Origin of the sequence: Thermococcus sp. (genome assembly GCF_027012695.1) — an archaeon.
In the GTDB taxonomy this organism is placed as follows: Archaea; Methanobacteriota_B; Thermococci; order Thermococcales; family Thermococcaceae; genus Thermococcus.
This window is the reverse complement of sequence record NZ_JALUYR010000088.1, coordinates 14,863-36,968: the sequence shown is the minus strand read 5'-3', so window position 1 is coordinate 36,968 and position 22,106 is coordinate 14,863. Positions and strand designations below refer to the sequence as shown.

Genomic DNA, 22,106 nt, shown 5'->3' with positions numbered 1-22,106 from the left:
ATCACCCCGCTTAAATTAAAGGGATCAGCCGAGGGAGGCCTTGAGGGCCTCCTCGAAGATCTCCATCGCGACGTCGATTTCCTCCTTCGTGACGGTGAGCGGCGGGATGAAGCGAATGCTGTTGTCGCCGCAGCCGAGAAGAACGAGACCGCGCCTTGCCGCTTCCCTGACGATCCTGTCCCTTAACTCCGGATACTTCTCCTTTCCTTTCTTGGTCTTGACTATCTCGACAGCCTGGGCCAGTCCTAAGCCGCGGGCATCGCCGATGACTTCATAGCTTTCCTTGAACTCCTCGAGGTACCTGCGGAGGTAGTCTCCAACCTCCTGGACGTGCGGGAGTAGTTCCTTAACTATCTCGACGACCTCTATTCCAGCGGCTATGGCAACTGGATTGCCACCGAAGGTGGTCGCGTGCCTTCCGGGCTTGTCGAAGCTTATCTCCTTCCTGTGGACGACACCCGCTAGGGGTATTCCGCCGCCGATGGCCTTTCCGAACTGGATGAGGTCAGGCTCAACGCCAAAGTGCTCGATGGCCCAGAACCTTCCGGTCCTTCCGACGCCCATCTGAACCTCGTCGTCAGCTAAGAGAATGCCGTACTCGTCGGCGAACTTCTTGAGGGCCTTGAAGAAGCCCTTCGGCGGAACAACGTAACCTCCTTCACCCTGTATCGGCTCAAAGAATATCGCGCCAATCTCGTGCGGAGGAACGTGCCTGAAGACGTACTCCTCGATGAAGTCCAGAACGCGGTTGGTCAGCTCGTCGGGTTCTTCATAACCGTCGATTCCCCAAGTGTTCCTGTAGGGGTTCGGGTAGGGTATGTGGGTAACGCCGGGCATCGTCGGGAAGAACCTGTCCTGCTGGACCCACTTGCTCGCTGTGAGGCTAAGAACTGCCTGCGTTCTTCCGTGGAATGCATGGTAGAAAGCCAAGAACTGCTTCCTTCCGGTTCCGTACTTGACGAGCTTCATTGCCGCTTCATTTGCCTCGGCACCGCTGTTGCCGTAAACCACTTTCTTCTCGAAGTCACCGGGGGCAAGCTCGATGAGCTTCTCGGCTAAAACGACGGCGTTCTCATAGAAGAAGTCGGTCAGCGAGTAGTGGGTGAACTTCTCGGCCTGCCTCTTTATCGCCTCAACCACGCGCGGGTGGGCGTGGCCGACGTTGAGAACGCCAACTCCGCTCGCGAAGTCGTAGAAGACGTTCCCGTCAACGTCGTAGACCCTTATGCCTTCACCGCGCTCGATGACTATGGGCAGGTTCTCAGGGTCCTGGGTTGTGGTTGCCAGATACTTGAAGTTCTTCTCTATTATCTCCCTGGCCTTCGGTCCCGGGAGTTCCTTAACGCTCGGCTTTATCACCATGTGCATCACCGTCCCACCGTTGGCCTTTCCCTATATAAGCCTGCGTTCATTGATGAACATCTTTGGCCGAAGATTTTTCTGGGACTGCCCCCTGAATCCGAACCCGGCCGGCGATCCGGTTGAAAAGGAAAGCAAGAAGGGGCCTTCACTCCACGTTCTTCTCCGCCCACTTTTCGAGGAATTCCCTGGCTGAGTTGGCCGCTATTGCGCCCTGACCTACAGCAACTGCTATCTGCTTGAAGACGTTGGTTATGTCTCCGGCGGCAAAGATTCCCGGAATCTTGGTGCGCATGTGCATATCAACGGGAATGTAGCCGTACTCGTCTGTTATGCCTAGGTGTTTAACGAAGTCCGTCTTCGGCTCGTAGCCGATGAATATGAAGACTCCATCAACCTTCTCTTCCTTTTCCTCGCCGGTCTTGACGTTCTTCAATTTGACTGCTTCAACCTTGTCCTTTCCGATTATCTCCGTAACCACCGTGTCGAGTATGGCCTTAATCCCGCTCTCCTTAAAGCGATCCTGCAGTATCTTGTCGGCCCTGAACTTGTCCCTCCTGTGGACGAGGGTCACATCGACCCCTATGCTCTTGAGGTAAAGGGCCTCCTGGAGGGCTGTGTTTCCGCCGCCAACCACTATGACTTTCTTGCCCTTGAAGAGCGGGCCGTCGCAGGTGGCGCAGTAGGAGACGCCCTTTCCGGTGAGCCTTTCCTCGCCGGGAACCTTGAGCTTCCGCGGGGAGGCTCCGACCGCTATGATAATCGTCTTTCCACGGTATTCCTTACCATTCCGGGTCTTCACGGTGAACTTGCACGGGCCCTCATAGTAGGCGCACTCCGCCGGGTCAATCCTGATGACTTCGTCGAAGATTATGTCAACGCCCAGCTTTTTGACGTGCTCGTGCATCCTGTTGGTAAGTTCGGAGCCGCTTATGCCCTCCGGAAAGCCGGGATAGTTCTCGATGAGATCCGTTAGCGCCATGTTTCCGCCCAGGTCCTTGCTGATGATCAGCGTTTCGAGGCCGAAGCGCGCCGAGTATATCGCCGCCGTAAAGCCTGCCGGACCGGCCCCTATGATGAGCACGTCCCAGAGCTTCTTCTCGTACTCTCCCCCGCGTGAGAATCCTCCGAGACTGAACATCTCTCCCACCTCCGGGGTTTTCTAACCCGGTTTGCTTAAAAGCGTTGTTGCTCCCCATCCGGTACTCAGACCACGACCCTTACCTCGGGTTCCTCCCTTTCCTTCGGAACATCTTCTCCTGGCCTGACGGTAACCATCGCCGCGTCGTGCACGTCCTTCGAGAACGGAACGTCGAGGATCAGCCGGAGGACGTAATCACCGTGTCCCTCCAGTATCAACCTCCTTCCGAAAACGTCCCTGAGCTTCCTCGGATCGCTGTATTTCCTGTCCATTATCAGGATAATGGGCTCTATCCAGAACTCCCTCCTTAGCTCTGCCTCGCCGCTGCCCTTCAGCTCGGCCAGTTTTTCCTTGGTGCGGAGGCCGCTCTTCTCGAGCTCGACTCTCGCGCCCCGGCATCTGTTCACGTTCACATAGAGTTTTCCATAAAACCCGTTTTCCAGGGTGTCCAGCCTTAAGTGGGCAAACTCCATGTCCCTGGACGCCTCAAGGGGCCCTCTCTCGACCTCAACAGAGTACGAGGGGATTATCGGGACCACAACCGTGCCCCTGAACTTTCCATCCTCGATGAGGTACGCGGGCAGCTCCACCAGGGCATCGTCGTTTTCCTTCACCTCGACAGAGAACCGCTCCGGAGCGAGCTCTATCCCGTCCGAGATGATCTCATCAGTGGCCGTGAAGGTCCTCTCGATGGCGTAGTGCCTTTTCCGGGTTCCCCTCCACTCACCCCTCAGGACGAACCTCCCCCTTCCCAGTTTGGTTTCCCCAGGAAGTTTCAGGACCCTGTCCTCAACGGTTATAGCCGCTGCAAACCGCCGGCATCTCTCCCTGGCGGATTTCTCCCTCTCAATGCCCAGCAGGATCGTACCGGCAATCACCGCGACGAAGAGAAGGAACATCGCTGCCCCCTGGCTCACAGGATCACCAACCTAACTACCTGCAGAGAGGATAAAAGGGTTTTCCCTCAGACGAGTGAAAACTCCCGATCGAGGAGCAGGTGGAGGGTGTAGCCGCTGAAGGCCGCGAAGCCGACGTAGAGGCCCTCCCCGGTGCTCATCGCGAGTCCGTACTCCGCGAGGAGAAATGCAAGGGCCCCATAGATGAGCGCGAAAAACAGGGAATGGACTATGCCCCTGTGCCGGGGCATTATCGCGGTGAAGAGGTACCAGGCGATGACACCAGCGATGACACCGGCGGTCCAGGAGAGGGCCGGGTCGAGCCACTTCGGGCCGAGGCTTATGAGCCCGTTGATCCACAGGAAGACCGCGCTCCCGACGGCGACGCTCACTATTGGTTTTGTGCCGCGGTGGATGAGCGCGTCCGGATGATCCATGTCCGGTAAATCGCTTCCTAGGACGTAGAGGGCGTAACCCAGCACAAGCGCCATCGCGGTCAGCCTGAATGGAACGCCGATGGTTGAGAGGTAACCGGCAACCGCCACAGCTATCGGATAGCTGACTATCCCGCTGAGCACGTGGGTATCGTAGTTCGGCATGGTATCACTCCTCTTCCCTCTCGGCCTGACCCTCCTCTAAAAACTTCCTCACGTAGTCAGGAACCTTGTAGTTACCCTTGGGGTCGCCGACCAGAAAGCCGAGGCGTATAAGTTCGTTCAAACTCTCGTAAACCTGCATCCCGGGTTTCTTGACGGCTTTGGCCACCTGGATGTAGCTGATAGGCCCGCCGTTGAACTGGAAGACTATCGCCTCTACCAGATCCCTGTACTCCCCGGGAATCCTCGTGAGATACTCCTCAAGGCTCTTGGGCTCCTCGAGGATTGTGGTCACGACATAGTCGTCAATCGGATCGAACTTGTGTTTCGCCGACTCGCTCAGGACGTAGTGGAGCAGCCTTAGAATCTGCCTCGGGTTCCCCTTCCCGAGCCGGTGGATGAGTTTGATTGCCTCCTCGGTGAACGGGTACAGCGGGTCGTCGGTGTCCCTTATGCGAACGCGGTTTAGCCTCTTCTTAACGAGCTCAAAGGTCTCATCTAAACTCATCGGCCTCAATTTGAACTCGTAGTGGAGGCGCATGAAGAAGGCCGGGAAAATCTTGGTGTATTCCTCGTAAGCCTCTGGAACGCTCGCGAAGGCAACCACACAGCCCTTCGGCATCGTGCTTATGAAGTGCCTCAGCATCTCGAAGAACTGGATCTTCTCGTGCTCCCTCGCGCTCTGCATGTTCTCAAGCTCGTCAAGGAGAAGGGCGCAGTAGGGGTATTTGCTCATCTGCTCAACGAGAAGCTCCGCTATGTCCCTGCTCTTGTACTCCTTGCTGTCGGTCAGCATCTTCTCAAGCCTGTCGATGAAACCGAGCTTTCTCGATAGGTTTTCGAGGAATATATTGGTTCTGCTCTTCGGTGGCTTGAGGGCGTAGAAGATATCTCTTGTGAGCTTGAGGATGTCGTTGGTGTCCACCTTCACGTATATCGCCTTGCCCCGGTTTTCCTCTACAGCCTTCGCGAGGCTCTTGAGTCTCTGGGTCTTTCCCATACCAAGGGGTCCCACGATGCTCATCGCTATCGAGCTTTTGTTCCCAATAACCTCTGAGACTATCATCTGAAGGCGCATGTCCACCTCCTGGTAAACGTGAATGCTCTCGACGTCGCTTATCCCCTCGCTCGCGAGCTGTTCAAAGGGATTTCGAGAAAGGCCGTAAACCTCGTATGACCGGTACGGGTAAAGTTTAAGGCCACCGCTTTCCATTTTAACCACCGGGGGTGTTTCGCGTTTGGAATATAAAAACCTGTCCATCGGTGAGCGGAAATGACGGTTTTGCTCGTTACTTCCCGGCAGGGGCGCGAGGGGGATGCGATACTCGAACTCGAGTGGGCTTTGGAGAAGGTTCGTGTTAAAGGAACCGACTGGGGGGGCGTTCTCTTGGCGGAAACCCCACTCTCAAGGAAAGAAGTCCTCCGGAGGCTCAGGGAGTTCGAGACCCAGGCGATACAGAGGGTCGTTCCGCTCGATAGATTCGTTCCAGCAAGGTGGGAGGAAATAGAGAGGGCCGTTCTTGAGCTGGCCGGGGAAATCAGCGGAACCTTCGCAGTCCGCGCCAGGATCAGGGGCAACAAAAGACTCTCCCAGAGGGAGCTTGAAGTCAAGCTTGGCTCCCTCATCGTGGAGCGGTACCGCCTTAAAGTCAACCTCTCTGACCCGGACTGGACGGTTGTCGTTGAAGTCCTGGGGAAGAGGGCGGGAGTAGGCCTCGTGAGGAGAGGGGAAGTCCTGCGCTTCGAGGTAAAGGACTAACCCAAAGCTTATTTACTCCCCCGTCCTAAATGGGCAGGGATGAAAATGATTGACGTTGAAGAAATCATCGAGCGCCTCTCAAAGCTGGGCTATGAAGAGGCCCTGGCCTACTGGGTGAAGAGCGAGAGGGAAGAAGCCCAATTCTACCGCCAGCTTGCCGAGCGCGCCAGGAACCTCGGCCTCCCCGAGAGCCTTGTCAGGACCTTTGAGAAGCTCTCCCAGGATTCGGAGAGACACTCCCTGGAACTCACGAGGATATTCCGTGAGACCTACTCGCGCGAGCCTGAGAGCGATATCCCTCCGCTTGAGGTCATGCCGGTCCTTGAAAGGTTCGAGAGGGCCGACCAGGCAGAGGAGGTTCTCGAGGCGGCGATGAAGAGTGAGCTTATAGCCATGAACGCCTACAGAACCCTGGCTGAGAAGGTTAGCGACCCGAAGCTCAGGGAGCTTTACCTCAAGCTGGCGAACGTTGAGAAGACCCACTACGAGGCCCTCAAAAAGGAGTACGAAAGGCTGGGTGGTTGAGATGACGGTTGAGGTTATCGAGGAGATTAAAAAGCTGAACGAGCGCGAACTGATGAGCTACTGGATCAGGGGGGAATACGAGGAGGCGGAAACCTACTGGAAACTCGCGGAGCGCGCCAGGGAACTCGGACTCCCCGAGAACGTCGTTGAGACCTTCAGGAGACTCGGCGACGAATCCAAAAGACACGGAGACGAACTTCTGAGGATCTACCGGGAGAAATACGGGGAGAAGCTGCTTGATGTCAGCATTCCGAACGTGGAATCCCTCGACGTCCTCGGCAAGTTCTGGAAGGTTGAGGACCTCGAGGACGTGCTCAGAATAGCGATGGAGAGCGAGAAGCTCGCTGAGACTATTTACAGAAAGCTCGCGGAGGAGACTGAAAATCCCAAACTTAAGGAAACTTACCTCCGCCTGGCGAACATAGAGAGCGGCCACTACAGCTCCCTTAAAGCCCTTTACGAGTGGAGAAAAGAGAAGGGGCTAATCTGAGTCCTTTTTCTCCTGCTTTTTGTGGGCAACACTCTTGTATGGGTAGTGACCTATGAAGTGTTTGTTTTTGAGAATTCATCGAGCAGTTTGAGTATGGCCTTAGCAAGTTCTTCAAACTCTCTAACGTCTTTGAGTATCTTTTCGTTTTCATTGGGATTCTGCTCAAGGAGTTTCCTTAGCGGGACTACATACTCCTTTAGGATTCTCTCGGGGAACATTAGGAGTCTGTTAAAAGCACTCCGTGCGTGGTAGAGCTTCTTCTTCCCCATCTTCGTCGAATAAACTAGCCCATCATGTTCGAGCAATCTTAATGCAGTGGAAACGGTTGATTTTCCGAGGCCTGTTTCTCTCGCCAGCTCTGTTATCGTCTTCGGCTTTTCTGAAAAGAGCAACTGGGCATATATCCGGGCGGGAGCGGGGGGATAACCAAAGCTTTCGAGGATCTTTTCAACGTAGAACTCCGGACTTTCTTCGCTCTCCATGGCTTCAATTACCGTTCCAATCGTTTTAATCTTTTCGGTTGGACATATTGTTCAGTTTAAACTGAACAAACGGTACTTACCAAAAAATTTAAATATTATGGCCGCCATATGAACATTGAAAAAATCTTGAGGGGGTGAGATTATGGCGAAGCTCGTTGCAAACATGACGGTTGAGATGGCAGACGAGGTTCTTGGGAAGATGGCCGAGGCCTTTGGAGGCGGCGCTGGGAAGGGCATATCAGAGGTTGTCATGGAAATAAAGGACGTTGGCGGAAAATTAGTCATAAAGGCTACACCCGCCGAGGACAACGTCGTGGTCGGTGGAAGTGGGGGAGGGGAATGAACTTCTTCTCCTTAACCCTTGTCCTTTTTATCGACGATGAACTCGTAACTGGAGAGCTTCTTAAGTACGGTGAGTGCGTTATCGTTTTCACTCAAGCAGGAGGCAATGAGATTATAGCATTCTCGGAAAGAACTGGCAAAATCCTAGGAAGGGGAACAATTAGTTTGGAATAAAAAAGAGAACCTAAGACTCCTTTTTGGGAGTGTTTCTTATGGTTTTCACTTGCTCCCTGGCCTTTTCCTTCGCCTCCTCCGCCTTCTTTCTCAGCTCCTCGACTTTATCAGGTTTCAGAGGTATAAAGCGCCCCTCCCTGTTGTCGTAGCTCGCCAGGAGAAATTCCCTGCTCATCTGTAGCGCTCCAGTGGGACAGACGTCAACGCATTGCCCGCAGTAAACGCAGCGAGCAGTCCAGAGGGCCACTTTCCTTATCTCAGGTAGATAGACGAAGACTCCGGCGGGACAGACGTTGACGCACATTCTACAGCCGACGCACTCCTCCACGTTGTAGGAGATAACTCCCCTGAAATCCTCCGGAATAGGGACCGGCTCCGTCTTGGGAAACGGGTTGGTCGCTGGCTTCCTGAGGAGGTTCCTGAGGACCGTTGGAACAAGCGGAGGCGCCCTCACATTATCACCTCCATCGCTATGAGGAGCGAGCCAACGAGCGAAGCAAGAAAGACGTTCTTCCAGAGGAAGTCCACAGCTTGAGTTATCTTCAGCCTTCCGGTAACTGCTCTAAAGACGCTTTCAACAAAGAAGAGCAGGGCGAAGACCTTCAGCGTGTGGAAGAGCAGGTCCACAACGTTTGCCGAGAGACCGGTGAGGTTTAAGTAGCCTGAAATCCCCCATGGGAAGAATATAGCCACGACGAGCGAGGCCGAGATGAAGGCCTTCATGGCGTTCGTCAGCTTGAGTAAAGCTAAATACCTCCCGCTGTACTCAACCAAAAGCCCCCCCGCTATCTCCTCCTCTGCATCGGGTATGTTGAAGAATCCCACCTCTATCTCGCTCGCCAGCCAGACGGTGAAGACGTAGAGGAGTATGACTGCTCCAACGAAGCTCATCGGAGTCCCTATCTCCCAGATGTTGTGGACGTAAAAGACCCCCATGCTGAAGGGCTTGTCAACGCCAAGCTTCCCGAGGCGCCACATTATGGCAAAAATCCCCAGCATCATGGCCGGTTCCCTCGACACCATTATCGTCGCTTCTCTAGCCGCTCCTATCTTCGCGTAGGGGTTGCCGGAGCTTATCGCTCCAAGAATCTTGAAGAAACCGATCAGCGTGAGCAGGTATATGAAGACCATCACGTCGCCCTTGCTCGCCAGGATTGGCGTGAAGCCCACCGGCGTGTAAGCTAGGAGCGCTATGGCGGTGGCTAAAGCTAAACCCGGAGCGGCTGTGAACATGAAGTTCGCCGTGCTAGGGATTATCGTCTCCTTACTGGAAAGCTTGAGGAAGTCGTAGAGCGGCTGCAGTATGGGTGGCCCGATACGCCTCTGCATTCTTGCAACTAATTTTCTGTCTACCCCCTCCCAGACCAGCGAGGCGAGTGAGACGAAGGCGTAGAGGCCGAGCAGTCCAACAGTGGGGTAAACGAGTTCTCCGACAACGTCCATCGCCATCACCTCGAACAGCTCGACCCTACTGGAGTCGGGTCGCCTTTGATATTGGAGTTTATCTCGCGCGTCTTCCTGATGGATTCCCTGAGGAGGTCTTTCTCGGTCAGTATCTTCTTCTTGCCGTCCTGTACCACCGCGACCCTGTCGGTACAGCTCAGGCACGGGTCTATTGACGCAACAGCAACGACGAAGTCAGCTACCTGGTCGCCTTTAACTCCTTCAGCCACCGCGAAGAGGTTGGGGAAGGTCGGCTCCCTCGGTTTCCAGCGAAGTGGCTTGTCGCTCCCCTTCTTTCCGCGAACGTAGTGGACTAGCTCTCCCCTTGGGGCTTCATACCTGCCTATTCCCTCGCCATCAACGAGGAGCTTCAGCTTGGCAACGAGTATGTTGTCCTTGGGAAATGTCTTTATCTTCCCATCCGGCATGGCATCGAGGGCATTCTCAATGAGTTCTAAGCTCCCCCACAGCTCGCCTATCCTAACTGCCATTCTGTCGAACACATCGCCCCTCGGCCTTTCTCCTGTAACGTCCTGGGGCATAACCGGCTTTATTCCGAGGTCAGGATAAACGCCGAGCCTTTCGCTCCATCTCGCGTCGTCCCTGATTCCGCTTCCCCTTCCCGTTGGACCCACTGCTCCCTGCTCCATCGCGACGCGCTTGCTTATTATTGCGGTATCCCTGAAACGTGCTTCTATAGTCGGGTCGTGGAGGAAGGCATCCTCAATCCCCGGAAAGACCTCGCGGTAGTATTTTATCATGTCGAGGATTATCCGCCTCTTCTTCCCGTCTATGTCCCTCCTGACGCCTCCAATGGTCACCATCGAGTAGTTGACGCGGTTTCCCGCTATAGCTTCAAGCGTGTCCATTACCTTTTCTCTGGCCAGCCATGTAAGGTGGAGCAGTGTGTCGTAGCCTATGTCATGAGCCAGAACACCGAGGTTGAGGAGGTGCGAGTGAATCCTCTCAAGCTCGCCGATGATGACTCGAATATACTCGGCCCTCTCCGGGACCTCTATTCCCCCCGCCTCTTCAACGGCCCTCGTGTAGGTGTGGTTGTGCGAAAAGGAGCAGATTCCACACATTCTCTCTGCCAGATACATTATCTGGATGTAGTTCCTCCTGAAGGCTATCCACTGGATTCCGCGCAGGTTGTAGCCGAGCTTGACATCAACGTCGACTATCCTCTCGCCGTCTAAGGTGAGTATGAACTTCTCAGGCTCCTCCAAACCGGGGTGAATTGGACCGAATGGCATCTTCACCCAGTACTCGACTTTGGTCATTTCTTCGCACCTCCCGGAGCCCTTTGCTCCGCAAGCGCCGTTCTCACTGTCGTTCGAACGTCCTTGACGGATCGCGGAAGTCTATCACCTCTATTTGGATGAGCGCGAACCTCGTTCATGGGCCTCATTTCTTCGCACCTCCTTTCAGATAGTAAGGGTGTCCCGCGTTGTGAACCATCTCCTCTGGAACACCTTTGTCGTCTAAGCGAAGAGGATAGATTCCCTCCGGGAAGTCGTCCGGTAAAAAGAGCCTCCTCTTGTCGGGAGCGCCCTCAAAGTCCAGCCCGACCATCTCCATGCCCTCCCTCTCGAACTGGAGGGCTATCGGAAAGACCTCGCTGATGTCCGGAATCACCGGGTCGTCCTTCGGCGCGTGTACATCAACGAGCAGGGAAACGGCCGGAGCATCGCCGTAGTGTATCACAACGTGACTGAGGAAGTCCAATTCATCCCCCCAGTCCTGCTCGATGCCTATCGAGTAGTGAGCCTCGCCGTCGAGTTCTTTGATGAATCTCATCAGCTCCCTGTACTTCTCCCTCGGAACTCTAACCCAGACTCTCTCGCGCCCCCACCTGTTGGTTTTCACCTGAACTTCCGCCTCTGGAAAGCGCTCCGCTATGGCCTCCGCAACCTTCTCGGCCTTGGTGGGTTCTTTAACTCCGGTTACCTCGTTAGCGGGATTATCATTCATACCCATCCCCTCCTGGCGTCTCTCCTTTCAGGATTTTAGCAAGCTTCTCCAGCGCCAAAACGACCCCGTGGAGTATCGCCTCGGGCCTCGGCGGACAGCCCGGGACGTAAACGTCTACCGGAATGACGTTATCGAGCGGTGCGTTGGTGAATGGACTCTCGTAGAAGACGCTTCCACCGGTAGGGCACGCCCCAACGGCTATAACCATCTTCGGCTCGGGCGTTTGCTCGTAGACGAGCTTAACCCTCTCAAGGCTCTGGTTGGTTACCGGCCCGGTGACGAGGAGTATATCAGCGTGCCTTGGACTGCCGACGAGCTTTACACCGAAGCGCTCGGCGTCGTATCTCGGGGTTAGAGCCGCTATTATCTCTATGTCGCAGCCGTTGCAGGAACCGCTGTTGATGTGGAATACCCACGGCGACCTCCCGATGAACCTGCAGAGCTGGGCTATTCTCTTCTCAAGCCTCTCGCGCTCCGGTGAGTTTGAACCTCCGTTAGCGGGAACTTTGATGCTCACTCCCAACACCTCCTCAGCCCCATATGAGCCCTTGCTTGCGCAAGCGCCGTTCTCACTATCGTTCGAACGTCCTTGACGGATCGCGGAAAAGCATCTCCATGCATAAAACGGCCTATTTCCCAGTTGGGGTAACTTCTACTGGCTCTGTTTTCACTGTTCGCGCGTTTGGTCCGCCCTTCGGGCGGGAAGTGATAGCGAACTTCATAGGCCTGCTCCATCCATGTTCACCCCCAGATTAGGAGAACCCCCATGACGAAGGCAGTAACAATGACCAGATAGCTCGCGTAGTCGGTGAGGAGGCCGGTATGATCGGCCCTAAGGACGGTGAAGAAGCGCTTGAGCGCGTAGGTCAGGCCCCACATGACGTTTCTTCCCGTGTAGTGGCCTTCTAAGTGCTCGAAGCCCGGAATAACCCTATCCGGGTCCTCACCGCTGATGAATATCTTCGCCCCCGGCCCGGTTTTTCTCGTCCCCATGCCGCTCCTCTTCGCCCACCGGTCGAGGAGGTAAGCGAGGATCAGCCCGATGATGAAGACGAAGAGGAAGTAGAGCGCGTCCCAGTACCCGAACACATCAACCACCCCCCATTAGAGTGGCTACGTAAGCCAGCTGATTTTCGAGTGCCCTCGCCGCAGGAATCATGACCTTGTCGCTTATTCCCCACGGGAAGAGCCCCATGACGATTATCGCTATCGTGAGGATCACCATCGGCCAGAGCATGCTCTTTTCCGGGTCTTTCGCCTCCATGACCTTTTCGCTCGGCCTTCCGAAGAAGGTGTAGAGAACCCTGACGTATGCTGCTGTACAGAAGGCCGTCCCTATTATCGCTATCGCGCCCAGAACTGGATTGAAGAGGGCCGAGCTTTCGTAGATGAGCCACTTGCTCGCGAAGCCGTTCAGCGGTGGCATTCCTACTATCGCGGCCGCTCCAATGAGGAAGGCAAAGGTTGTTTTCGGCATCGTCTTCGCTAAACCGCTCAGGTCGTTCAAATCCCTCGTTCCGAGCTGGTGAATCACCGCTCCAGCAATGAGGAAGAGCAGGCCCTTCATGAGGGCATGGTTAAAGGTGTGGTAGATCGCTCCCGCTAAGGCTATCTCTCCTGTCCGGCTTCCGTAGGCCGCTAAGCCGATACCAATCCCGAGGAGGATGTAGCCTATCTGCCCGACCGAGGAGTAAGCTAAAAGTCTCTTCATGTCGGTCTGGATTACCGCCATCGCGTTGCCGACGATAAGGGTTATGCAGGCGAAGAGTATTATGAGCCAGCCGACGGTCTTCACGCTTATGCTTATCCCATAGACGCTGAAGGCTATCCTCGCTAAAGCGTAGATTCCCCCTATCTTGATGACCAGACCGGAGAGCATGGCCGAAATCGAGCTTGGGGCAGCTGGATGTGCATCGGCAAGCCACATATGAACCGGCGAAGCACCGCTCTTGAAGAGAAGTCCCGAGGTGAGGAGCGCTAATGCGACCTTTCCAACGACGGTTGCGTTCTGGGAGAGCTTTAAGGCAAGATAACCCATCGTCAGCGTCCCGTACTGGCCGTAGAGGAGCGCTATGCCGAGCAGAATCAGGGAACTCGCCATCGAGCCGACGAGCATGTACTTTATGCCCGCTTCAATGCCCTCCTGAGTGTCGTTCCTGAAGGCAACCAGGGCGTAGCTGGCGATGCTCATTATCTCGAGGAAGACGTAGAAGTTGAAGAGGTCGCCGGTTATCGCTATGCCGAGCATTCCGAGTTCGAGGATTAGAATGAGCGTGTAGTACTTGTCCAGCCCGGTGTCGTGCCTCATGTAGCCGAGGGAGTAGAGAACGGCCATGAAGGAGACGAAGGCCACCATAAGCACCATGAGCGCGCCGAAGAGGTCTACCTCCCAGACTATCCTTATCGGGAAGTTTGCTTGACCGAGCGGGCTTTTTGCACCGAGCGTGTAAAGGACCGTCCCCTTCTCGTAGACCCGGTAGAAGACCCACGAGCCTACCGCGAGCGTTGCACCGCTTATCAGGACGGCCCAGGCTTCCCTCGCTTTCCTTCCGGCCAGGCTCACCATCGGCATCGAGAACGCTCCGAAGAGCGGGATGATCATGAGGTATGGAAGGGCCATCATCCCCTCAACCTCCTTAAAGCCCTCACGTCAAGGGTCCCGTAGTGGCGGTAGGCGTTTATCGTCAGGGCTATTGCGAGGGCTAAAACACAGACGCCGATGACTATGCTCGTTAGAACCAGGGCCTGGGGCAGAGGCCCGACCATCGGGCTTTTCAGCGTCTCGTAGCCGGTGTAGATTGGCGCCGTCGGGATTTCGTTCAGCTCTACCCGGTAGCCGAGGCTTATGAGGAGCAGGTGTATTCCCGAGTCTATGATGTTGAGCGCTAAAATCAGCTTGAGCAGGTTGTTTTTTGCGAGGAAGGCGTAGATTCCGAGGGCGATGAGCAGGAAAGCGGTTATGAACTGGAACTGTATCATTCCCTCCACCTCCGGTATAGCGCTATCCAAGTCAAGGCGCTGACGAGACCGATGAAGACCTTCAGACCAACCGCTAAGTTCATTATCGGCAGGAACCCCGCTGAAAGGAGCGTTCCCGGTTTTCCGTTGAAGAACGGGCCATTATGCCAGAGCGTGTTGTAGAAGAAGGCAACGCCGATTCCGAGCATGGCGGCGCCGAGGAAGGTTAAGCCTCCTATGCCCTCCAGGACCGAGTAGAGGCTCTTGTTGTAGCGCTTTTTCATCTCCTCGAGGCCGAACGCCAGCAGGAAGAGTATTCCAGCTCCGGCTATCGTCGCCCCACCCTGGAAGCCGCCTCCGGGCGTCAGGTGACCGTGGGCCACTATATAGGCCCCGAAGATTCCTATGAGCGGTATCGTGGCCCTAGCGGCGGTTCTCACTATCACTCCCATGTCGTCTCCCCTGCAGTTCACCGCTCATCCCTCCTCCAGGGCCTGAGAAGCGCTACGGCTCCGGCGATGGCAGTGAAGAGAACGGTAGCCTCACCGAGGGTATCGTAGCCGCGGTAGTCGAAGACGATGTCGGTAACTATGTTCGTCCCCCCTACCTCCTGGACGCCGTGCTGGATGTAGTAGTCGTCCGTGTAGCGGAGCGAGAGCCACTCCTTCCCCCCAGGCCCGAACTTGAGGCCGTAATCCGGGTTCGCCACATAGAGGAGCACACCGAGGATGAAGAGCAGTGAGAGGTAAGCAAGCGTTCTCTTCATCCTTCCACCTCCCACCTCTCGGTCTTCGCTATTCCGTAGACCACAACGGCTGTAACAACTCCCGCTCCAACGGCCGCCTCTGCTATAGCCACATCAGGAGCGTGAAGGCTGTAAAACTCGAGGCTCAGGAGCAGGCTCATTCCCGCGAACATCAAAGCCGCGGCAAGCAGATCCCTGAAGCGAATGGTCAGATAAGCGGTTATTAGAACGCCGAGCAGGACGATGGCCTGAATCCCCATGTCTATCGTGAAGGCGTTCATTTGCCTTCACCCCCGAGCTTCTCCTCGTAGGCGTCAACCACTGCCTTGACCGGCTTGTAGCCGCTCAGGTGAGAGGCTTTGGCTATCGCGTGCGCGCCGACGGGGTTGGTTAAGAGGAGAGCCACCAGGGCCACGAGGCTGTGAAGGGTCATCCCGAGGTATTTTGGATCGCCTGTGGCGTGAATCCTGTAAAGGGCGTGGGTAACCACCGCCAGGACCGCGAATATCGTTCCGAAGGTTGTGCACTTGGTCGCGCCGTGGAGCCTCGTGTAGACGTCTGGGAAGCGGTGCAAAGCGATGCTTCCGAGGGCGTTGAAGGTTATAGCTATCGCTAAGAAGGCGTAAACGAGGTAATCAATCATTGCAATCCCCCCTGGAGGTAGCGCGCTATGGCGAGGGTTCCGATGTAGCTCAGCAGGGCGTAAACGATGGCGATGTCGATGTAGATCGTCCTGTCGTAGGCTGCACCGAGGAGAACCATCGCGGCAACCACAAGGGTGTTCAGCGTGTCAACGCCAACAACCCTGTCCGGGACGCTCGGCCCGAGCATCACCCTGAGCACGGAGATGAAGCCCGCTATCACCACTATGAGCGACGCATAGAAGAAAACCGGCTCCATCATCTTCCCAGCCTCCCCGCCCACTTTTCAAAGGGTCCCGCAACCGGTTCGGAGCTTTCCGGCCTTTCCATCCCCTCGGGTATCTTTATCCAGTGGACGTAGAGTGCCCTTTCCTCCGGGCACGCATCTACCGTCAGCGTTCCCGGGGTGAGCGTTATTGAGTTTGCCAGAATAGTATACTGGGCGTCGTTTTCGAGGTCAACGGGAACCCTGACAATTCCGGGCCGTATCTTCCCGGTTATGACGAGATAAGCAACGTGGAGGTTGGCCTTGACCATTCCCCAGAAGAGAACCGGCGAGTAGGCTATGAAGCCGAGCCACTTCATCGGGTTCAGGAAACGAACGGCCCTTTCACCGATCACGTCCCTCGTAGCGTAGCCAACTATCAGGGCGAACATCAGTCCAGCCATGAGTTCCTGCGTGCTCCAGAGCAGGCCGTTCGTTCCGGCGGTTAAGACGAGCCACAGCAGGTAGCTCCAGACGAATGAAGCGATGAACCTCAAATCATCACCCCCTGGGGCTTTTAAGCCCTCTCTCAATCCAGGATTCTCCAATCCTCTTAAAACGCTTTTTTAAAGCTTTGTTTGGCATAAAAAGGTAGGAAACGCATTGTTTTAAACCGGGGGTTGGGGGAAGTTAGGGGACCCTAAAAAGTGTTATCCGCCAACATCTCGGCCTGAGAGGGCTTTTCAACCTTTGGTTTTGAATTTTCGGGTTTAAAAACGCTTTTTTACGTTCGAACCAACCCCAAACCGGGGGGACGGGAATGAGTACGTGCACCTTTATGTTCATTGGAGGTGGTTGGATTGAGGTACGTTAAGCTTCCGGAGGAAAACACCTACGAGTTCCTCGAGAGGCTGAAGGGATGGGGTAAGCTCTACGCCCCGGTGAAGATTTCGGAGAAGTTCTACGATTTCCGCGAAGTTGACGACGTCAGAAAGGTGGAATTTCACTACAACAGAACGATAATGCCGCCGAAGAAGTTCTTCTTCAGGCCGAGGGAGAAGCTCTTCGAGTTCGACCTGAGAAAGCCCCAATACAGGGAAACGATTGAAGACGTTGAACCCTTCGTGCTCTTCGGCGTCCACACCTGCGACATCTTTGGCCTGAAAATACTCGACACGATATACCTCGACGAGCTTCCCGACAAGTACTACAAGGTCAGGCGAGAGAAGGGCATCATCATAGGCATAAGCTGCATGCCAGATGAATACTGCTTCTGCAACCTCCGCGAGACGGACTTCGCGGACGACGGCTTCGACCTCTTCCTCCACGAGCTTCCCGATGGATGGCTCGTCCGCGTTGGAACCCCCACCGGCCACAGAATAGTGGACAAGAACATCAAGCTCTTCGAGGAGGTTACCACCGAGGACATCTGTGCCTTCCGCGAGTTCGAGAGGAAGAGGAGCGAGGCCTTCAAGTACCACGAGGACTGGAGTGACCTGAGGTATCTCCTCGAGCTTGAAATGGAGCACCCCATGTGGGACGGGGAGAGCGAGAAATGCCTGGCATGCGGGATATGCAACACGACCTGCCCCACCTGTCGGTGTTATGAAGTGCAAGATATAATCAACCTCGACGGAGTTACGGGCTATAGGGAAAGGCGCTGGGACTCATGCCAGTTTAGAAGTCACGGTTTAGTTGCTGGAAACCACAATTTCAGACCAACCAAAAAGGACCGCTTTAGAAACCGTTACCTCTGCAAAAACTCCTACAATGAAAAGCTGGGCCTAAGCTTCTGCGTCGGCTGTGGTCGCTGTACAGCATTCTGTCCTGCAGGAATTAGCTTTGTGAGGAACCTGCGCGTCATCCTCGGCCTCGAGGAGCGCTCTTGCCCCGGGAAAATAGCCGAGGAGATTCCAAAGAAAGGTTTTGCCTATGCTGAGAACATCAGGGGTGAGGACGTATGAGCGAATTACCCAAAGATATTATGATGCCCAACGATAACCCGTACGCCCTCCACAGGGTTAAGGTTCTGAAGGTCTACCAGCTCACGGAAAAGGAAAAGCTCTTCCTGTTCCGCTTTGAGGATCCCGGGTTAGCGGAGAAGTGGACATTCAGGCCGGGACAGTTCGTCCAGCTGACCATTCCCGGCGTTGGAGAGGTGCCGATAAGCATCTGCTCCTCTCCGATAAGGAGGGGCTTCTTCGAGCTGTGCATAAGGAAGGCCGGAAGGGTGACAACGGTCGTTCACAGACTGAAACCGGGCGATACGGTTCTCGTTCGCGGTCCCTACGGCAACGGCTTCCCCGTAGACGAGTGGGAGGGCATGGATTTACTCCTCATTGCTGCAGGCCTTGGAACGGCACCGCTGAGGAGCGTCTTCCTCTACGCTATGGACAACCGCTGGAAGTACGGGAAGGTAACCTTCATCAACACGGCCCGCTATGGAAAGGACCTGCTCTTTTACAGGGAGCTTGAGGCGATGAAGGACCTGGCGGAAGCTGAGAACGTCAAAATAATTCAGAGCGTAACCAGAGACCCGGACTGGCCCGGGAGACACGGCAGGCCCCAGAAGTTTATCCCAGAGGCAAACACCGACCCCAGGAAGACGGCCATAGCCATCTGCGGTCCTCCGAGGATGTACAAGTCGGTCTTCGAGGCCCTCATAGAATACGGTTACAAGCCAGAGAACATCTACGTAACCCTGGAGAGGAAGATGAAGTGCGGAATCGGAAAATGTGGCCACTGCGTTGCCGGAACGAGCACAAGCTGGAAGTACATTTGCAAAGACGGGCCGGTTTTCGGCTACTTCGACATAATATCAACACCCGGCTTGCTCGACTGAGGTGATGGCGATGAAAGAGAAAAAAATCCGCATCGGGTTTTACGCTCTAACCTCATGCTACGGCTGTCAGCTCCAGTTAGCTATGATGGACGAGCTTCTTCAGCTAATCCCCAACGTCGAGGTGAAGTGCTGGTATATGCTGGAGAGGGATAGCAGTGAGGTCGAGCCGGTCGACATAGCCTTCATCGAGGGGAGCGTTTCAACCGAGGAAGAGGCCGAGCTGGTGAAAAAAATCCGCGAGAATGCGAAGATAGTGGTGGCCGTCGGTTCCTGTGCCGTTCAGGGTGGTGTCCAGAGCTGGGAAAGGGATAAGCCACTTGAGGAGCTCTGGAAGACGGTTTACGGCGATGCCAAGGTCAAGTTCCAGCCCAAGATGGCCGAGCCGGTCTCGAAGTACATCAGGGTGGACTACAACATCTACGGCTGTCCACCGGAGAAGAGGGACTTCCTCTACGCCCTCGGGACGTTTCTGATAGGTTCCTGGCCGGAGGACATAGATTACCCCGTCTGCCTTGAGTGCAGGCTGAACGGAAATCCGTGCGTGCTCCTTGAGAGGGGAGAGCCTTGCCTCGGTCCGATAACGAGGGCCGGGTGTAACGCCCGCTGTCCTGCTTACGGCATAGCGTGCATCGGTTGCAGGGGCGCGATAGGCTACGACGTTGCCTGGTTCGACTCCCTCGCGAGAGTTTTCAGGGAGGAGGGCCTCACGAAGGAGGAAATCCTGGAGAGAATGAAGATGTTCAACGCCCACAATCCAAAGCTTGAGGAAATGGTTAGCAGGGTTTTCGAGGAGGTGAAAGAATGAGCAGAGTTTACCTCCCAATCACAGTTGACCACATAGCGAGGGTGGAGGGCAAGGGCGGTGTTGAGATTGTAGTTGGCGACGATGGCGTCAAGGAAGTCAAACTCAACATCATCGAGGGACCGAGGTTTTTCGAGGCGATAACCGTGGGCAAAAAACTCGACGAGGCTCTAGCGGTCTATCCGAGGATATGCTCCTTCTGTTCCGCCGCCCACAAACTGACCGCGGTGGAGGCGGCCGAGAAAGCAGTAGGATTCACCCCGCGCGAGGAGATTCAGGCTCTCAGAGAGGTCCTCTACATAGGGGACATGATAGAGAGCCACGCCCTCCACCTCTACCTTTTGGTACTTCCCGACTACCTCGGCTACTCCGGGCCGCTCCACATGGTTGAGGAATACAGGAAGGAAATAGGAATAGCTTTAGAGCTTAAAAACCTCGGGAGCTGGATCATGGACGTTCTCGGCTCAAGGGCCATACACCAGGAGAACGCCATCCTCGGCGGCTTCGGGAAGCTCCCGGACAAAGCTACGCTGGAGGAGATGAAGAGAAAGCTGAAGGAAGCCTTACCCAAGGCGGAATACACCTTCGAGCTGTTCACGAAACTCGAACAGTACAGCGAGGTGGAAGGCCCGATAACCCACTTGGCGGTTAAGCCGGGGGGCAACGCCTACGGAATCTACGGCGACTACATAAAGGCCAGCGATGGTAACGAGTTCCCGAGTGAAGAGTATAGGGAGCACATAAGGGAGTTCGTCGTTGAACACAGCTTTGCGAAGCACAGCCACTATCACGGGAGGCCCTTCATGGTCGGTGCCATATCGCGCCTCGTCAACAACGCTTCGCTCCTCTATGGAAAAGCAAAGGAACTCTACGAGGGCCACAGAGACCTGCTGAGGCCAACGAACCCCTTCGCCAACAACCCCGCCCAGGCGCTGGAGCTGGTGTACTTCACGGAGAGGGCCATCGACCTAATCGAGGAAGCCCTCGCGAAGTGGCCGGTGAAGCCGAGGGACGAGGTGGAGATAAGGGACGGCTTAGGCGTTTCCACAACCGAGGCACCGCGCGGGGTTCTTATCTATGCTCTCAAAGTCGAGAAGGGGAGGGTTTCTTACGCCGACATAATAACGCCGACGGCCTTCAACCTGGCGATGATGGAGGAGCACGTCAGGATGATGGCGGAGAAGCACTACAACGACGACCCGGAGAGGCTGAAGCTTTTAGCAGAGATGGTTGTTAGAGCTTACGACCCGTGCATCTCCTGTTCGGTGCACGTGGCGAGGCTCTGACCTCTCAACTTTTTTAAGGTTTCGTGACGAGAGAGTTTAGGGGAGTGTCAAAGTGGCGGAAGAGCTTGTTGATGTTACGATTCACGTCAAGGTTCCCAGGGAGTACGCTGAGGAGTTTAAAAAAGACGTGGAAGCAAGGGCATGGTACCTTTCCCACAAGGAGGAGCTGTTTAAGAACCTGAAAAAGCTCAAAGGCGTTCTAAAAACCGAAAAATCGTGGAAGGAGCTTAAGGAGGAGTACTATGAGGGACTTACTCGTTGACAGCTCCGTGCTCATCGAGTATTTTAAAGGCAACGAGCGGGCTGTGAAGTTGCTGGAGTCCTTTGAAAATGCTGACGTGGTGCTCTACATCAACGACGTGGTGTTCAGCGAGGTTGTTTACATACTCCTCGGCCACTACCTTGGGAGCTCTCCTAGAACAATGAAAGGAAATCCGAATAAACTTCCTTCAGAAATCGAGGAGGTCTTTAAGGTTCTCAGGAGCTTTGGATTCATTCCTGTAGAGCAGAGCACCGTTTTTAAGGCGATGACCATCATCCAGAAGTACGCCATGCTCCCCAATGATGCCCTTATCCTGGCGACCTGCATGGAGCACAGCTTTTCCCTGGCGACCCTAGATGATGACTTTAAACTTCCCGCCGGGAAGGAAGGGGTTCCACTCATTGGGGTGAGAGCTTGAGAACCCTAATCCTCGCTCTCGGCAATGACCTCATGAAGGACGATGGAGCTGGCCTCAAGGTCAGCAGACTTCTCGCTGAGGAAGGCTACAACGTCCTTGAGGTCGGAACCGACATCTTCCTCTTGGCCAACCACTACAGCGGCGAGGAGAGGCTCATCATTATCGACGCTATCTTGAGCGATAAGCTTAGACCGGGGGAGATAATCCACCTTCGGGGCGAGGAGGTCTTTGATAAACTGAAGGCCGAGATAAGGAGCGCCCACTTCATGGGGGCAATAGATGGCCTTAATCTCCTAATGGCCCTCGATGAGAGGCTGGCGAAGGCTGAGATGCACTTCATCGGCATCGTTGCGAAGGAGATAGACCTTGGTATGGAGCTGAGCGGGGAGGTTAGGAGGGCGATTCCAAAGGTTGTTGAGCTGGCTGAAAAACTGGCCGCTTCCGGTCAGTGAATGCAAACCTTTATATACCCTCTGACCGACTCCCCAGCGGGACTCTTCTCGGAGTCTTTCGAGAAGTCCTGAAAGTTGGAAAGTTGGTGTTAGGTATGTATGGAGATAGATTTGGTGGATACGAAAGCGAAGCCCCGGTCAAGGTTGGGGAGAGATACAGGGTCAGGATAGAGAGCCTTGGAAAGGGCGGTGACGGCATCGCCAAGATAAAGGGCTTCGTTATCTTCGTCCCGAACACTCAGGTTGGAGACGAGGTCGAGATCGTTATCAACTCGGTCAAGAGGAAGTTCGCTTTCGCGGAAGTCATCTGATTT

General features: G+C 55.1%; 33 protein-coding genes. 13 read left to right on the top strand and 20 right to left on the bottom strand.

The window, feature by feature from the left end:
- Positions 1 to 24: 24 nt before the first annotated feature.
- The 5 genes from MV985_RS07280 to MV985_RS07260 all read right to left on the bottom strand — a co-directional run bounded on the left by MV985_RS07280 (position 25) and on the right by MV985_RS07260 (position 5,205).
- A complete protein-coding gene (locus MV985_RS07280; RefSeq protein WP_297464848.1) occupies positions 25 to 1,362 on the bottom strand; it encodes an ornithine aminotransferase in 1,338 nt (445 codons plus the stop codon).
- Between the two features lie 145 nt (positions 1,363 to 1,507).
- Positions 1,508 to 2,500: a thioredoxin-disulfide reductase gene (gene trxB, locus MV985_RS07275; RefSeq protein WP_297464846.1), complete on the bottom strand. Its 993-nt coding sequence runs from the start codon at positions 2,498 to 2,500 to the stop codon at positions 1,508 to 1,510.
- A 65-nt stretch (positions 2,501 to 2,565) separates the two neighbouring features.
- On the bottom strand, positions 2,566 to 3,417 hold the full coding sequence (locus MV985_RS07270; protein ID WP_297464813.1) for a hypothetical protein: 852 nt from the start codon (positions 3,415 to 3,417) through the stop codon (positions 2,566 to 2,568).
- Between the two features lie 47 nt (positions 3,418 to 3,464).
- Positions 3,465 to 3,995 (bottom strand): metal-dependent hydrolase, encoded by a 531-nt coding sequence (locus MV985_RS07265; RefSeq protein ID WP_297464811.1) that lies wholly within the window; start codon positions 3,993 to 3,995, stop codon positions 3,465 to 3,467.
- 4 nt (positions 3,996 to 3,999) lie between these two features.
- A complete protein-coding gene (locus MV985_RS07260) occupies positions 4,000 to 5,205 on the bottom strand; it encodes an AAA family ATPase (protein ID WP_297464844.1) in 1,206 nt (401 codons plus the stop codon).
- A 60-nt stretch (positions 5,206 to 5,265) separates the two neighbouring features.
- Here MV985_RS07260 and MV985_RS07255 point away from each other — a divergent pair, with 60 nt between their 5' ends.
- From MV985_RS07255 to MV985_RS07245, 3 genes are read left to right on the top strand one after another with little or no spacing between them, the layout of a single operon-like run.
- The gene (locus MV985_RS07255) at positions 5,266 to 5,751 is read left to right on the top strand and encodes a THUMP domain-containing protein (RefSeq protein ID WP_297464808.1); all 486 of its coding nucleotides are present in this window, start codon (positions 5,266 to 5,268) and stop codon (positions 5,749 to 5,751) included.
- Positions 5,752 to 5,790: 39 nt separating this feature from the next.
- Positions 5,791 to 6,276 carry a ferritin family protein gene (locus tag MV985_RS07250; protein WP_366085314.1) on the top strand — a complete coding sequence of 162 codons (486 nt, stop codon included), beginning with the start codon at positions 5,791 to 5,793 and terminating at the stop codon, positions 6,274 to 6,276.
- Between the two features lies 1 nt (position 6,277).
- The gene (locus MV985_RS07245) at positions 6,278 to 6,766 is read left to right on the top strand and encodes a ferritin family protein (RefSeq protein ID WP_297464806.1); all 489 of its coding nucleotides are present in this window, start codon (positions 6,278 to 6,280) and stop codon (positions 6,764 to 6,766) included.
- 50 nt (positions 6,767 to 6,816) lie between these two features.
- Here MV985_RS07245 and MV985_RS07240 read toward each other — a convergent pair whose 3' ends face one another.
- On the bottom strand, positions 6,817 to 7,248 hold the full coding sequence (locus tag MV985_RS07240) for a helix-turn-helix domain-containing protein (RefSeq protein ID WP_297464805.1): 432 nt from the start codon (positions 7,246 to 7,248) through the stop codon (positions 6,817 to 6,819).
- A gap of 142 nt (positions 7,249 to 7,390) precedes the next feature.
- On the opposite strand from MV985_RS07240, the gene MV985_RS07235 reads away from it, so the two are divergent.
- Positions 7,391 to 7,591 (top strand): hypothetical protein, encoded by a 201-nt coding sequence (locus tag MV985_RS07235; protein ID WP_297464803.1) that lies wholly within the window; start codon positions 7,391 to 7,393, stop codon positions 7,589 to 7,591.
- The gene (locus MV985_RS07230; protein WP_297464800.1) at positions 7,588 to 7,764 is read left to right on the top strand and encodes a hypothetical protein; all 177 of its coding nucleotides are present in this window, start codon (positions 7,588 to 7,590) and stop codon (positions 7,762 to 7,764) included. The genes MV985_RS07235 and MV985_RS07230 overlap by 4 nt, the downstream gene beginning before the upstream one ends.
- A 10-nt stretch (positions 7,765 to 7,774) precedes the next feature.
- Here MV985_RS07230 and MV985_RS07225 read toward each other — a convergent pair whose 3' ends face one another.
- From MV985_RS07225 to MV985_RS07160, 14 genes are all read right to left on the bottom strand, one after another.
- Positions 7,775 to 8,218 (bottom strand): 4Fe-4S binding protein, encoded by a 444-nt coding sequence (locus MV985_RS07225; RefSeq protein ID WP_297464797.1) that lies wholly within the window; start codon positions 8,216 to 8,218, stop codon positions 7,775 to 7,777.
- Positions 8,215 to 9,207, bottom strand: a complete 993-nt coding sequence (locus MV985_RS07220) for a respiratory chain complex I subunit 1 family protein (protein ID WP_297464842.1) — start codon at positions 9,205 to 9,207, stop codon at positions 8,215 to 8,217. Before MV985_RS07220 ends, MV985_RS07225 begins: the two co-directional genes overlap by 4 nt.
- 5 nt (positions 9,208 to 9,212) lie before the next feature.
- Positions 9,213 to 10,490 carry a nickel-dependent hydrogenase large subunit gene (locus tag MV985_RS07215; protein ID WP_297464796.1) on the bottom strand — a complete coding sequence of 426 codons (1,278 nt, stop codon included), beginning with the start codon at positions 10,488 to 10,490 and terminating at the stop codon, positions 9,213 to 9,215.
- 124 nt (positions 10,491 to 10,614) lie between these two features.
- Positions 10,615 to 11,181, bottom strand: a complete 567-nt coding sequence (locus tag MV985_RS07210) for an NADH-quinone oxidoreductase subunit C (protein ID WP_297464840.1) — start codon at positions 11,179 to 11,181, stop codon at positions 10,615 to 10,617.
- The gene (locus MV985_RS07205; protein ID WP_297464793.1) at positions 11,174 to 11,698 is read right to left on the bottom strand and encodes an NADH-quinone oxidoreductase subunit B family protein; all 525 of its coding nucleotides are present in this window, start codon (positions 11,696 to 11,698) and stop codon (positions 11,174 to 11,176) included. Before MV985_RS07205 ends, MV985_RS07210 begins: the two co-directional genes overlap by 8 nt.
- A gap of 224 nt (positions 11,699 to 11,922) precedes the next feature.
- Positions 11,923 to 12,270 (bottom strand): hydrogenase, encoded by a 348-nt coding sequence (locus tag MV985_RS07200; RefSeq protein WP_297464791.1) that lies wholly within the window; start codon positions 12,268 to 12,270, stop codon positions 11,923 to 11,925.
- Position 12,271: 1 nt separating this feature from the next.
- On the bottom strand, positions 12,272 to 13,804 hold the full coding sequence (locus MV985_RS07195) for a proton-conducting transporter membrane subunit (RefSeq protein WP_297464789.1): 1,533 nt from the start codon (positions 13,802 to 13,804) through the stop codon (positions 12,272 to 12,274).
- On the bottom strand, positions 13,801 to 14,160 hold the full coding sequence (locus tag MV985_RS07190; protein ID WP_297464787.1) for an NADH-quinone oxidoreductase subunit K: 360 nt from the start codon (positions 14,158 to 14,160) through the stop codon (positions 13,801 to 13,803). The genes MV985_RS07195 and MV985_RS07190 overlap by 4 nt, the downstream gene beginning before the upstream one ends.
- Positions 14,157 to 14,591, bottom strand: coding sequence for a Na(+)/H(+) antiporter subunit B (locus tag MV985_RS07185; protein ID WP_297464838.1), 435 nt, complete (start codon positions 14,589 to 14,591; stop codon positions 14,157 to 14,159). The genes MV985_RS07190 and MV985_RS07185 overlap by 4 nt, the downstream gene beginning before the upstream one ends.
- A 17-nt stretch (positions 14,592 to 14,608) precedes the next feature.
- Positions 14,609 to 14,905: a hydrogen gas-evolving membrane-bound hydrogenase subunit E gene (gene mbhE, locus MV985_RS07180; protein ID WP_297464785.1), complete on the bottom strand. Its 297-nt coding sequence runs from the start codon at positions 14,903 to 14,905 to the stop codon at positions 14,609 to 14,611.
- Entirely contained in the window at positions 14,902 to 15,165 is a 264-nt protein-coding gene (locus MV985_RS07175) for a DUF4040 domain-containing protein (protein WP_297464783.1), read from the bottom strand. Before MV985_RS07175 ends, mbhE begins: the two co-directional genes overlap by 4 nt.
- Positions 15,162 to 15,527 carry a monovalent cation/H(+) antiporter subunit G gene (gene mnhG, locus MV985_RS07170; RefSeq protein WP_297464781.1) on the bottom strand — a complete coding sequence of 122 codons (366 nt, stop codon included), beginning with the start codon at positions 15,525 to 15,527 and terminating at the stop codon, positions 15,162 to 15,164. The genes MV985_RS07175 and mnhG overlap by 4 nt, the downstream gene beginning before the upstream one ends.
- Complete coding sequence (locus MV985_RS07165) at positions 15,524 to 15,787, bottom strand: cation:proton antiporter (RefSeq protein WP_297464779.1); 264 nt, start codon at positions 15,785 to 15,787, stop codon at positions 15,524 to 15,526. The genes mnhG and MV985_RS07165 overlap by 4 nt, the downstream gene beginning before the upstream one ends.
- Positions 15,784 to 16,287 carry a monovalent cation/H+ antiporter subunit E gene (locus tag MV985_RS07160; protein ID WP_297464776.1) on the bottom strand — a complete coding sequence of 168 codons (504 nt, stop codon included), beginning with the start codon at positions 16,285 to 16,287 and terminating at the stop codon, positions 15,784 to 15,786. The genes MV985_RS07165 and MV985_RS07160 overlap by 4 nt, the downstream gene beginning before the upstream one ends.
- Before the next feature lie 303 nt (positions 16,288 to 16,590).
- Here MV985_RS07160 and hydB point away from each other — a divergent pair, with 303 nt between their 5' ends.
- From hydB to MV985_RS07120, 8 genes are all read left to right on the top strand, one after another.
- The gene (gene hydB / locus MV985_RS07155; protein ID WP_297464774.1) at positions 16,591 to 17,694 is read left to right on the top strand and encodes an NADPH-dependent hydrogenase/sulfhydrogenase 1 subunit beta; all 1,104 of its coding nucleotides are present in this window, start codon (positions 16,591 to 16,593) and stop codon (positions 17,692 to 17,694) included.
- Positions 17,691 to 18,572, top strand: coding sequence for a hydrogenase subunit gamma (locus MV985_RS07150; protein ID WP_297464772.1), 882 nt, complete (start codon positions 17,691 to 17,693; stop codon positions 18,570 to 18,572). Before hydB ends, MV985_RS07150 begins: the two co-directional genes overlap by 4 nt.
- Positions 18,573 to 18,582: 10 nt before the next feature.
- Complete coding sequence (hydD, locus tag MV985_RS07145; protein WP_297464836.1) at positions 18,583 to 19,377, top strand: NADPH-dependent hydrogenase/sulfhydrogenase 1 subunit delta; 795 nt, start codon at positions 18,583 to 18,585, stop codon at positions 19,375 to 19,377.
- Positions 19,374 to 20,660 (top strand): NADPH-dependent hydrogenase/sulfhydrogenase 1 subunit alpha, encoded by a 1,287-nt coding sequence (gene hydA, locus MV985_RS07140; RefSeq protein ID WP_297464769.1) that lies wholly within the window; start codon positions 19,374 to 19,376, stop codon positions 20,658 to 20,660. Before hydD ends, hydA begins: the two co-directional genes overlap by 4 nt.
- Positions 20,661 to 20,712: 52 nt before the next feature.
- Positions 20,713 to 20,922 carry a hypothetical protein gene (locus MV985_RS07135; protein ID WP_297464767.1) on the top strand — a complete coding sequence of 70 codons (210 nt, stop codon included), beginning with the start codon at positions 20,713 to 20,715 and terminating at the stop codon, positions 20,920 to 20,922.
- The gene (locus tag MV985_RS07130; protein WP_297464765.1) at positions 20,903 to 21,340 is read left to right on the top strand and encodes a type II toxin-antitoxin system VapC family toxin; all 438 of its coding nucleotides are present in this window, start codon (positions 20,903 to 20,905) and stop codon (positions 21,338 to 21,340) included. The genes MV985_RS07135 and MV985_RS07130 overlap by 20 nt, the downstream gene beginning before the upstream one ends.
- A complete protein-coding gene (locus MV985_RS07125) occupies positions 21,337 to 21,792 on the top strand; it encodes a hydrogenase maturation protease (RefSeq protein WP_297464763.1) in 456 nt (151 codons plus the stop codon). The genes MV985_RS07130 and MV985_RS07125 overlap by 4 nt, the downstream gene beginning before the upstream one ends.
- 95 nt (positions 21,793 to 21,887) lie before the next feature.
- Entirely contained in the window at positions 21,888 to 22,103 is a 216-nt protein-coding gene (locus MV985_RS07120; RefSeq protein WP_297464762.1) for a TRAM domain-containing protein, read from the top strand.
- Positions 22,104 to 22,106: the final 3 nt, after the last annotated feature.

Bases quoted from the DNA above. Each gene is read 5' to 3' on its own strand.
- MV985_RS07215 (WP_297464796.1), bottom strand. From the start codon at position 10,490: ATGACCAAAGTCGAGTACTGGGTGAAGATGCCATTCGGTCCAATTCAC.
- mnhG (WP_297464781.1), bottom strand. From the start codon at position 15,527: ATGATTGATTACCTCGTTTACGCCTTCTTAGCGATAGCTATAACCTTC.
- MV985_RS07195 (WP_297464789.1), bottom strand. From the start codon at position 13,804: ATGATGGCCCTTCCATACCTCATGATCATCCCGCTCTTCGGAGCGTTC.
- MV985_RS07235 (WP_297464803.1), top strand. From the start codon at position 7,391: ATGGCGAAGCTCGTTGCAAACATGACGGTTGAGATGGCAGACGAGGTT.
- MV985_RS07220 (WP_297464842.1), bottom strand. From the start codon at position 9,207: ATGGACGTTGTCGGAGAACTCGTTTACCCCACTGTTGGACTGCTCGGC.
- trxB (WP_297464846.1), bottom strand. From the start codon at position 2,500: ATGTTCAGTCTCGGAGGATTCTCACGCGGGGGAGAGTACGAGAAGAAG.
- hydD (WP_297464836.1), top strand. From the start codon at position 18,583: ATGAAAGAGAAAAAAATCCGCATCGGGTTTTACGCTCTAACCTCATGC.
- MV985_RS07165 (WP_297464779.1), bottom strand. From the start codon at position 15,787: ATGATGGAGCCGGTTTTCTTCTATGCGTCGCTCATAGTGGTGATAGCG.
- MV985_RS07150 (WP_297464772.1), top strand. From the start codon at position 17,691: ATGAGCGAATTACCCAAAGATATTATGATGCCCAACGATAACCCGTAC.
- MV985_RS07265 (WP_297464811.1), bottom strand. From the start codon at position 3,995: ATGCCGAACTACGATACCCACGTGCTCAGCGGGATAGTCAGCTATCCG.
- mbhE (WP_297464785.1), bottom strand. From the start codon at position 14,905: ATGAAGAGAACGCTTGCTTACCTCTCACTGCTCTTCATCCTCGGTGTG.
- MV985_RS07250 (WP_366085314.1), top strand. From the start codon at position 5,791: ATGAAAATGATTGACGTTGAAGAAATCATCGAGCGCCTCTCAAAGCTG.
- MV985_RS07280 (WP_297464848.1), bottom strand. From the start codon at position 1,362: ATGGTGATAAAGCCGAGCGTTAAGGAACTCCCGGGACCGAAGGCCAGG.
- MV985_RS07120 (WP_297464762.1), top strand. From the start codon at position 21,888: ATGTATGGAGATAGATTTGGTGGATACGAAAGCGAAGCCCCGGTCAAG.
- MV985_RS07185 (WP_297464838.1), bottom strand. From the start codon at position 14,591: ATGGGAGTGATAGTGAGAACCGCCGCTAGGGCCACGATACCGCTCATA.
- hydA (WP_297464769.1), top strand. From the start codon at position 19,374: ATGAGCAGAGTTTACCTCCCAATCACAGTTGACCACATAGCGAGGGTG.
- MV985_RS07245 (WP_297464806.1), top strand. From the start codon at position 6,278: ATGACGGTTGAGGTTATCGAGGAGATTAAAAAGCTGAACGAGCGCGAA.
- MV985_RS07240 (WP_297464805.1), bottom strand. From the start codon at position 7,248: ATGGAGAGCGAAGAAAGTCCGGAGTTCTACGTTGAAAAGATCCTCGAA.
- MV985_RS07210 (WP_297464840.1), bottom strand. From the start codon at position 11,181: ATGAATGATAATCCCGCTAACGAGGTAACCGGAGTTAAAGAACCCACC.
- MV985_RS07175 (WP_297464783.1), bottom strand. From the start codon at position 15,165: ATGAACGCCTTCACGATAGACATGGGGATTCAGGCCATCGTCCTGCTC.
- MV985_RS07255 (WP_297464808.1), top strand. From the start codon at position 5,266: ATGACGGTTTTGCTCGTTACTTCCCGGCAGGGGCGCGAGGGGGATGCG.
- MV985_RS07130 (WP_297464765.1), top strand. From the start codon at position 20,903: ATGAGGGACTTACTCGTTGACAGCTCCGTGCTCATCGAGTATTTTAAA.
- MV985_RS07190 (WP_297464787.1), bottom strand. From the start codon at position 14,160: ATGATACAGTTCCAGTTCATAACCGCTTTCCTGCTCATCGCCCTCGGA.
- MV985_RS07230 (WP_297464800.1), top strand. From the start codon at position 7,588: ATGAACTTCTTCTCCTTAACCCTTGTCCTTTTTATCGACGATGAACTC.
- MV985_RS07260 (WP_297464844.1), bottom strand. From the start codon at position 5,205: ATGGAAAGCGGTGGCCTTAAACTTTACCCGTACCGGTCATACGAGGTT.